The sequence below is a fragment of the Frankia sp. Hr75.2 genome (assembly GCF_949319125.1).
GTDB lineage: Bacteria > Actinomycetota > Actinomycetes > Frankiales > Frankiaceae > Parafrankia > Parafrankia soli.
Window position 1 is genome coordinate 1 of record NZ_CASGGV010000059.1, and the last position, 9203, is coordinate 9203.

Consider the following 9203-nt stretch of genomic DNA (forward strand, 5'->3'; position numbering starts at 1 on the left):
CGCCCCCCCCCCCCACGCCACACGCCGACCGGATCCAGGCTCTGCCCTGTCCGGCGACCCCCGCGAACAACCGGTTCACCCGTGCCGTCCCGGCCGGCTCGACGGTGGCGCCGGTCGCACCGCCCACGGCGGCTCCGCGATCCCCACGCGCGGCGCCGGGCACCTCCGCGGCGCCAGCCATCTCCGTCCCGGAACCGCCGGCGGCGACCGTACCGGCGGTGCGGGGGCGGCCACATCCGGCGAGCCGGGCGGAGCAGCAGCTCGAACGTGCGCTGAGCCGCCAGGCCTGGGCGCGTGGCCGGGCCTGGAACCAGCCGCACCGGTCGGGGCCGCTCTCAGCGCTGATCTACGTCGACCTCGCGTGGTTCGCGCAGCGGGTCGTCGTCGAGGTGGACGGCCCCGAGCACCGTGGGATGGCGCACTACGAACGCGACCGCTGGCGGGACAACGAACTCGGTCTCGAGGGTTTCACCGTCCTGCGGTTCACCAACGAGGCGGTTCTCGGCGACGTGGACCTCGTCATCAGCCAGATCGAGCGCTGCGTAACGGCACGCCGGACACCATCGGAAGAGGCAACCAACCCATGACCCGCGACAGCTCGGTCTCCCCCAGCGGCTCGGCCACCCGCGACACGACGGCGGTCACCGTCCGGCAGGCAGCGATCCTGCTGGCTCTGGTCGCTCAGGACCAGCCCATCTCCAACAGCGAGCTGCGGGACCGGTTCAGCTTCACCCTGGTCGGCGACGACCGGCGTCGCCTCAACGACCTCGGCCTTGTCGGCAGCGAGAAGATTCGCGGCCACGGCAACGTCCTCTTCCACACGCTGACGGACGCGGGCTGGAACAGGGCGTCGCGAGAGCTGACCCTGCGTGCCGACTTCACGAGGCTCAGCGTGCCCGCCGGCGTCTTCTTCGCGTTCGCCGAAGGGGTGGCCCGGCTACTCACGCGTGAGCAGCGGGCGATCGGCGAAGCGCTTGGTGCCTACGCCGGGCCACCCGATCCGGGCCCAGCCGTTTCGCCGGAGGCGGCGGAGACGGAGACGGCGGCGGCGGCGGACACGGAGGCCGATCGGAGCGGGAATCCTGCCAGCCTGGAGACGACGATCCGGGCAGCGTATGCCAGCCTGGCGACCGACGCTCATGACTGGGTGCGGCTGGCCGACGTCCGACCACTGCTCGGAAGCGTCGACCGTAAGCAGGTCGACCAGGTGCTGCGGCAGATGGCCCGACGGCCCGACGTGCGGGTGGTGCCGGACGAGGACCAGAAGTCCCTGACGGCCGCCGACCGCGCGGCCGCGGTCCGCATCGGTGAGCACGACAACCATCTGCTGCTGATCGGGCCGGTATGAGCGCCGAGCTGGAGGCGCTCGCCGCCATCAAACTCGACTGGGTACACGGGCTCGAGGACGTCTGGCGCGATTCGCCGGTGCACGTCGACGGCGTCCACGTCGAGCCGCGCCGGCGCATCCTCGCGGCTCTGGACCGGCTCGGCGACCGCAAGCCGCCAGGCATCGTCGTGCAGGGCCAGGCCGGCGCGGGGAAGACACACCTGCTTGGCTGGGTACGTCAGCAGGTCGAACGGCAGGGCGGCTACTTTTTCCTGATCGGCCCGGTGAGTGGGGACGCCTTTGCCGAGAGCGTCGTCTCGGCGATGCTCACCAGCCTCTTCCGGACCGTCGACGGCGAGGCGGAGGTCCGGCGCTTCCTGCTGGCGCTGTGCGCGCGGTTCGGCGTGCCGGCGGAGCTGGCCGCCGCGGTCGTCGGAGACCGTCCGCTGGTGCCAGTTCACCTCAAGGACCTCGTCGTCGCGTTCTTCGACCACGACCGGGCGCTGGCCCGCGAATGCCAGCACACGCTGCGCGCCCTGATCCTCTACAACGCGGACGACTACGACGCCCAGGCGGTCGGCGAGACCTACCTGCGGTCGATGGACGAGCAGGAGCCCGGCGAGCGGGCGCACCGCGGCATGCTGGCCCGGACCCGCCCACCGATGGAGATCGCCCGCGATCTGTCCCGACTGCTCGCGCTGACCGGACCGAGCGTCATCGCGGTTGATCAGGTCGACGGGGTCGTCGCCGAGCTCACGGCACGTGACGAGGCAGCGGACAGCGGCCTGGGCGGCTTCGACGGGTCGGGTGCGGTGCGGCTGAACATGCTGGCGGACGGCCTGCTCGTCCTGCACGAGCGCATGGAACGGACGCTGTGCCTGCTCGCCTGCCTGCCGGTCAGCTGGATCCAGTTCCGTGAGCGGGCGGTGGCCTCCATGCGCGACCGGTTCTCGGCGACCATGCCACTCAACCGGCTGGACGACCCGGAGATCACAGCCAGGATCATCGAACGCCGGTTCCAGGAGGACTTCGACCGCATCGGCTTCGCCCCGCCCTATCCGACCTGGCCGGTGGCCCGGTCGGCCTTCGACCACGCGCCCCAGTACACCCCTCGCGAGCTGTTGCAGCGCATCGACCGACATCTCCAGGAGTGCCTGTCCACGGGCGTCGTCCGTGAACTGTTCGACTTCGCCGCCGCGGACGAGAACGACATCGTCGATGTTCGGGACAACGGTGACCACGACATCACCGTCAGCACGGATTTCACCGATAGCACCGACCTGGACGGCGAGCGCCCGGATCGGCTGGGGCGCGGGGACCAGAGCGGCGGTGGGCGCGGCCGAGCGGCTGACAGGGTCGGCGCGACCAGTCCCGAGGTGCTCAGCGCGCTCGACGCCCAGTTCGCCGAGCTACGAGCGGGCGCGCCGCGCGTCACGGCAGCCAACGAGGACATCCTCGTGCCCGTGCTGCTGACCGCCGGACTGTCCGCGTGGATCATCGAGAACGGCGGAGCGCACGACTACAGCCTCGAACCGGTGCCGAGCACACGCCCGGCGCTGCACGCCCGGCTGACACGCACCGTCGACGCCGACACCGGCGAGCAGCTGCACTGGTGCTTCCGGGCGATCACAGCCAGCCATGGCAATGCGGTTCTGCCGCGCATTATCGCGGCCTCCACCGCCGCCGCCATGGTCGCTGGCAACCCTCGGCGACGGCTGTTCCTGCTTCGGAACGCTCCGTGGAGTCCAGGGAAGAAGGTGCAGCAGGCGCTGGTCGCGTTCAGCGCCGCGGGCGGCCGCACCCTGCGGTTGCACGCGGGCGACCTGGACACCTTCGCGGCGTTGCGGACCCTGCTCGACCAGCGCCCCACCGGGCTGCGCGCGTGGCTGGCCTCCCGGCGCCCCGCCAGCGGCACCTGGCTTCTGCGGGAGGCGCTCGGCGGCGCGGTCGGCACCGAACCGACCAGCGCATACCCGACCAGCGCAGCACTGACGAGCACTGGCCCGACGGGCTCCGCCGCCCTAGCGCCCTGCGCTCCCACCATGACGCCCGGTCCCGACCCTCGGGGCAGCGCTGGTGACGCCGGCCTTGAGTCCGAGCCTGCGACCGAGCCCGGCCCCGTGTCCCCGCCGCAGGTCGGGCCGGGTCCACGCTCCGTGGCACCCTCCACCGATGGTGTTCGTTCGTCCTTCGCTCCCTCGGACGACCTGGGTGGCGGTGTCGCGGGCCAGTCCACGCTCACGCTCGGCACGGCGGTGCGGGGAGACGCGCCGGCCCGGATCGACCTGGCCGTGCTACGCCGCCATGTCACGATCTTCGCCGGATCGGGCTCGGGCAAGACGGTGCTGATCCGCCGGCTGATCGAGGAGTGCGCGCTTCGCGGGGTGTCCTCGATCGTGCTCGATCCGAACAACGACCTGGCCCGCCTTGGCGATGCCTGGCCGAACTCGCCGACCGCCTGGAGAGACGGCGATGCCCGACTCGCTGCCGAGTACCTGGCCGCCACGGACGTGGTGATCTGGACGCCGCGTCGCGACGGCGGGCGGTCGCTGACCTTCCAGCCGCTACCGGACTTCGCCGGGCTGCGCGCCGACCCGGACGAGTTCGAGGCGGCGATCGACGCGGCCGTCGCGACGCTGGCCGTCCGAGCGAACGTCACCGGGAACACGAACCGAGCCAGCCTCGGACGGGCAGTTCTGACCGCGGCGCTGCGCCATTTCGCCCGCGGTGACCGGACTGGTCTGACCGCGTTCATCGAACTGCTGGCCGAACTGCCGGACGGGGTGGCCGACGACCTCGACCCGGCGGGGAAACGCTCCGCGGAGCTGGCGCAGACGCTACGAGCGGCGATGGTCAACGATCCGTTGTTCGGCGGAAAGGGCGAGCCGGTCGACCCTGGAACGCTGCTTGTCCCCGCGCCGGGGCAGCGTGCCCGGGTCTCGGTGATCAGCCTCGTGGGGCTGCAACATGATGAGCAGCGCCAGAGCTTCGTCAACCAGCTCCAGCTCGCCCTGTTCTCCTGGGTGAAGCGCAATCCGGCCGGAAACCGGCCCCTCGGCGGGTTGTTCGTCATGGACGAGGCGCAGACGTTCGCCCCGTCCGGCCCGTCCACCGCCTGCACCGCGAGCACCCTGGCGCTCGCCTCGCAGGCCCGCAAGTACGGCCTCGGGCTGGTCTTCGCCACCCAGGCGCCGAAGAACCTGCACAACGGAATCCCCGGCAACGCCACCACACAGATGTTCGGCCGGCTCAATGCCCCGGCCCAGATCGAAGCTGCCCGGATGATGGCCCGCGCCTGCGGCGGCGACGCCCCGGACATCGGCCGGCTCGCCGTCGGCGAGTTCTACGCCACGAGCGAGACCCTGCCATTCACCAAGATCCGCACACCGATGTGCCTGAGCCACCATCCGCCTTCGCCGCTGACCGCCGAGGAGGTCATCACCCGCGCCCGCCCGGACTGACCGCATGATCACGGCGACGAGGCTGCCGTAGTACCAGCCGTGGGCTCGGGCGACGGGGCGGGATAGCCCCATCCGAGTGCCGACAGGACCATCGGTCGCGTGCGCCGTCGACGGGACGGCGGTCGTGCGGCGATCGAGGGAACCAGGCCGAGATATCACCTCATCTCGGAGCACTCTACGAGCAAAAGTCCCAGGTCGGAGCGGTCGTCGAGGTCCCGGACCGGGCGAGCGCCCATGGTCACCCGCGACCTGCCACATGCTTCCCGTCTCCTACTCCGGCTGTGGCCGCTCGCCACCTCCTCGCGGATTCCCCATCACTATCGACGATTCCGGTTGTTTACTTCCATTAGCTTGCAATATCCTGCAGAAGTTACAGCTTGCGACCGACAATTAGCGTATCGGCGGCGATGATGTCAATCTCCTGATCGTGCGAGGCTGTCCGCCGCTCCACGCAAGCACATTGAAGATCGGGAGTCACATGTCCCTGAAACCTGATCCAGATGCAATGCGCCAGTTCTGCGACAGGGCCCTTCCCGGCATGCTCACCGAAGCATGCGATGTGCCGGTGGAGGAGAGCGCGGCCATAGCCGGCGATGTGCTACAACGGGCCGAGGCGATGGCCGCCCTCGACCAAACGGCCCGGCAGGTGATCTCCGCCCCGTTCTTCGAGGAGTCGTTCGACCACGACCCTGCGGATGCATCGCCCTGGTTGAAGGCGGTGACCACGGTAGTGGTCCGCAACAGCGCGCTCGAGGTGCCGCACACCCGCGGTGTCGTCAACGTCGGCGGCATCAAGGCGATCACCACGTTTGCGGCCGGACCGTTGTCCCATCTACTTGCCAGCGCGCCCGGCCGACTCGGCGGCGGGATGTTCGGCGGGCTGGCGGCGCGCTATCCACGTGCCTGGTCCGCCCTCGAGGCCTTGCGCGGGCTCCTTGTCGACGGTGGAGGCCGGGCGTCCTACCGACTACCGGTGGCGGCCAACCCAGAGCTGCCGACCGATGACGAACTGGTCGACGCGCCCACGGCGACGGCGGCCGGAGCGTCCTCGGGCTTTCTCCGGCAGGTCGTCTGCAGCGGGATCGACCCGAGGTTCGACCGGGCTCTGATGGCCGCGCTGAGGACGGCCGAGACCGAACCGGGTTTCGTGTTCGTGGTGAGTGCGCTGAGTCGGATCTCCCGGAACAGCGAGAAACTGTGCCGTGTCCTGGAGTTCCTGCTCGCCTGTGACGCCCGGGTCCTGACGACGAACTGCCTGATCGCCGCGGACGCGGTCTACCTCCGGAGGTCTCACCTTGTCCGGCCTGACTCGACGGACCCCGTCGCCGGACTTACAGATCAAACTGGAATCAGCGGTGTTCACCGTAAGACGATCCAGACCTGCCTGCGTCAGGCCGCCTCGCCCGCGTGAGTCTTAACCTCGGGCTTTCACCGGGGTGATCGTCTGTTGGGGTGCCGGGAATAGGAAAGTGCTCCTGAGCTGGGAGGATCGGGCTTGCTGAGGGCCTGATCGATCCCGAACCGAGGAGCACCTTCGCGGTGAAGACTACCGCTGTGTACCCGTCTGTCCGCGTGGACGCCGCCGGGCGGGGAGTCGTGTCGCAGGCGGGCGGGTTGCTGCTGACCGAGACGGTCCGGGTCAGCGGGCTGGGGCAGGCGGTGTTGGCGCCGTGGCGGCCGGGCCGGGCGGTGCACGACCCGGGCAAGGTGCTGTGCGATCTGGCGCTGTCGCTGGCATTGGGTGGGGACTGCCTCGCGGACATGTCGCTGCTACGCGCCGAGCCGGCCGTGTTCGGACTGGTGGCCTCGGACCCGACCGTGTCCCGCACGGTCGACCGACTGGCCGTCGACGTCGGCAGGGCACTGAAAGCGGTCGACGCCGCCCGGGCCCTCGCCCGGGCCCGGGTGTGGGAGCTGGCCGGCGCGCACGCCCCGCACGCCGGGGTGTCCGCCGACGATCCGCTCGTCGTCGACCTGGACGCCACTCTGGTCACTGCCCACTCGGAGAAGGAGAAGGCTGACCGGACCTGGAAGAAGGGGTTTGGTTTCCACCCGCTGTGGGCGTTTGCCGACCACGGCGCCGACGGGTCGGGCGAGCCGTTGTCGGTGCTGCTGCGGCCGGGTAACGCCGGGGCCAACACGGCCGCCGACCACGTCACCGTGGCCGCTGCGGCACTCGCCCAGCTACCGGAACGGCTGCGCCGGGGCCGGTCGGTGCTCATCCGCACCGACAGCGGCGGCGGCACGCATGCGTTCGTGGCGTGGCTGGACCGCCGGCGGCTGGCCTACTCGGTCGGGTTCACCCTGCCCGGGAGCGCCGCCGAGGCGATCGCCAAGGTTCCTCCGGGGGCGTGGACACCCGCCTACGACGGTGACGGGCAGCCCCGCGACGGCGCATGGGTCGCCGAGCTGACCGGGCTGATGGACCTGGCCGGCTGGCCGGCGGGCATGCGGGTCATCGTGCGCAAGGAACGTCCCCACCCCGTCGCCCAGCTACGGATCACCGACCCCGACGGCAACCGCTGCACCGCCTTCGCCACCAACACCCGCCGCGGACAGCTCGCCGACCTGGAACTGCGCCACCGCCGCCGGGCCCGCTGCGAGGACCGCATCCGCGCAGCCAAGGACACCGGCCTGGCGAACCTGCCCCTGCACGACTTCACCCAGAACCAGATCTGGTGCGCCGTCGTCGCGCTGGCACTGGACCTGCTCGCCTGGACCCAGACCCTCGCCCTGGCCGGCCACACCGCACGACGGTGGGAACCGAAACGCCTGCGGCACAGGCTGTTCACCATCGCCGGACGGGTCGCCCGCCACGCACGACAGACCGTGCTCCACCTGCCCGCGCACCACCATGGGCAGCACTGGCCGTCCAGGCCCTGACCACCCTGCACGCGCTACCCAACCCCGGGTAAGCCACCAACCTCCGACCGCCCCGACGAACCCGCACCACCCCCGGCCGTGGACCAGCGCCCAACCCGCGCGACAACGGGCCACCCCATCACGACCCGACGGCACAATTCAACATCGAAAACAGCGGGCGGTCCTCACGAGACCTCACCCACCCACCAGGCGAAAGATCGAGGCTAAATGCCACCATGGGGTATTCTCCGCCTATTGTCACCTTTCCACTGGTCGCCCACACCGCTCTAGCCGCTCTTTAATACTCAAACTAAATAGTAGTAATCCATCCTGTCGTGGTTTCGCGAGTCGTGGGGCGGGCATCTTTCCCGCTGTCGTCCTCTTGCGGTCTACATTTCCGACGACACGTTATATCGTCGGTCGCCTCCAAGGTGGAGACGCTTGCCGACCGAGAAGACCCGGATCAATGTTCGGGTCCGGGCCATCCTCTCTCGATTGGAGATCCCACCGTGATAAAGATGATCACTACCATTTGCACGGCCGCCTTGATGCCAATCCTATTCATCCTTGTCGCAAATCCCGCATCTGCGGCCAGCGTGGGACCAAGCTTCAACTCTAGAGCAGCATGCGTTGCATACGGAAACATGCCACCTCTTGACCAAGATTGGGCTTGCGCTTTTGAGGGCGACCGGTGGGATTACTACTATAATCCTTAATCCTTGGAGGCCGATGCGCGTTTCGGATGAGGAATGACGGTGGAGTAGGGAGCTGGAGTCATCACGTTGCGTGACAGATTTCCAGCTCCCTCCCATCGAACCATGCATGCAGTTCGTGTGCCCATGAGACAGGAGGTGACGCCACCAGGAGGTGACGCCACGTAGGGGGAGTGTCTGATCAACGACTCTGTTCCACTTTCGGTGGTGACTGCGTGTTAGTCGAGGAGGATGCGGTGGCGTACTGAAGATTAATGTGTGGTGTTAATGGGTCTGGTGATGGCTGGTGGTGGGCGGGTACATCTTTTGCTATGAGGTATGCGACGGGTGGCGGGTTGACGCCCGCCGGGCAGGTGGAGCGGAAGCCGGGTTCGGTTGGCCGCGACTGACCGGTTCGCTGCGGGAGCGACACGGACGGAGGTGGCACGGGAATTCAAGGTGACCCCGAAAACAGCGGGCTGCTGGTATCGGGCGTGGGAGTCAGGGGGCGCGGCGGCGTTGCGGTCGGCGGGGCCGTTGTCGCGGTGCCGGTTGGATGATCGGGATCTGGCCCGGTTGGAGGAGATCCTGCGCCGGGGGCCGGGGGTGTACGGCTGGGAGGATCAGCGGTGGACCTTGGCCCGGGTCGCCGAGGTGATCAGGCGGGAGTTCGGGGTCGAGTACACGCTGCCGGGGGCGTGGATGTTGTTGGACCATCACGGCTGGTCGTGTCAGCCGCCGGCGCGCCGCGCGGTCGAACGTGACGACACCGCGGTGCGGGGCTGGTCCGAGGAGGGGTGGCCGGTGGTAAAACCACTGCGGCGGTCCGGGATGCCTGGGTCTGTTTCCTCGACGTCCCAT

General features: G+C 69.3%; 5 protein-coding genes and 1 pseudogene. All 6 read left to right on the forward strand.

Annotated features, from left to right (window positions below; genetic code table 11):
- The coding region (locus AC559T_RS06425; protein WP_498868086.1) for an endonuclease domain-containing protein at positions 1–587 on the forward strand (587 nt) is incomplete at its 5' end.
- The gene (locus AC559T_RS06430) at positions 584–1348 is read left to right on the forward strand and encodes a hypothetical protein (RefSeq protein ID WP_498868087.1); all 765 of its coding nucleotides are present in this window, start codon (positions 584–586) and stop codon (positions 1346–1348) included. The genes AC559T_RS06425 and AC559T_RS06430, both read left to right, overlap by 4 nt.
- Positions 1345–4788, forward strand: coding sequence for a helicase HerA domain-containing protein (locus AC559T_RS06435; RefSeq protein WP_498868088.1), 3444 nt, complete (start codon positions 1345–1347; stop codon positions 4786–4788). The genes AC559T_RS06430 and AC559T_RS06435 overlap by 4 nt, the downstream gene beginning before the upstream one ends.
- 478 nt (positions 4789–5266) lie before the next feature.
- A complete protein-coding gene (locus AC559T_RS06440; RefSeq protein WP_131627742.1) occupies positions 5267–6199 on the forward strand; it encodes a hypothetical protein in 933 nt (310 codons plus the stop codon).
- A 128-nt stretch (positions 6200–6327) separates the two neighbouring features.
- Positions 6328–7703 (forward strand): annotated as a pseudogene (locus AC559T_RS06445) (IS1380 family transposase).
- 1035 nt (positions 7704–8738) lie between these two features.
- Positions 8739–9203: winged helix-turn-helix domain-containing protein (locus AC559T_RS06450; protein WP_498868089.1), on the forward strand; the 465-nt coding region annotated here is incomplete at its 3' end.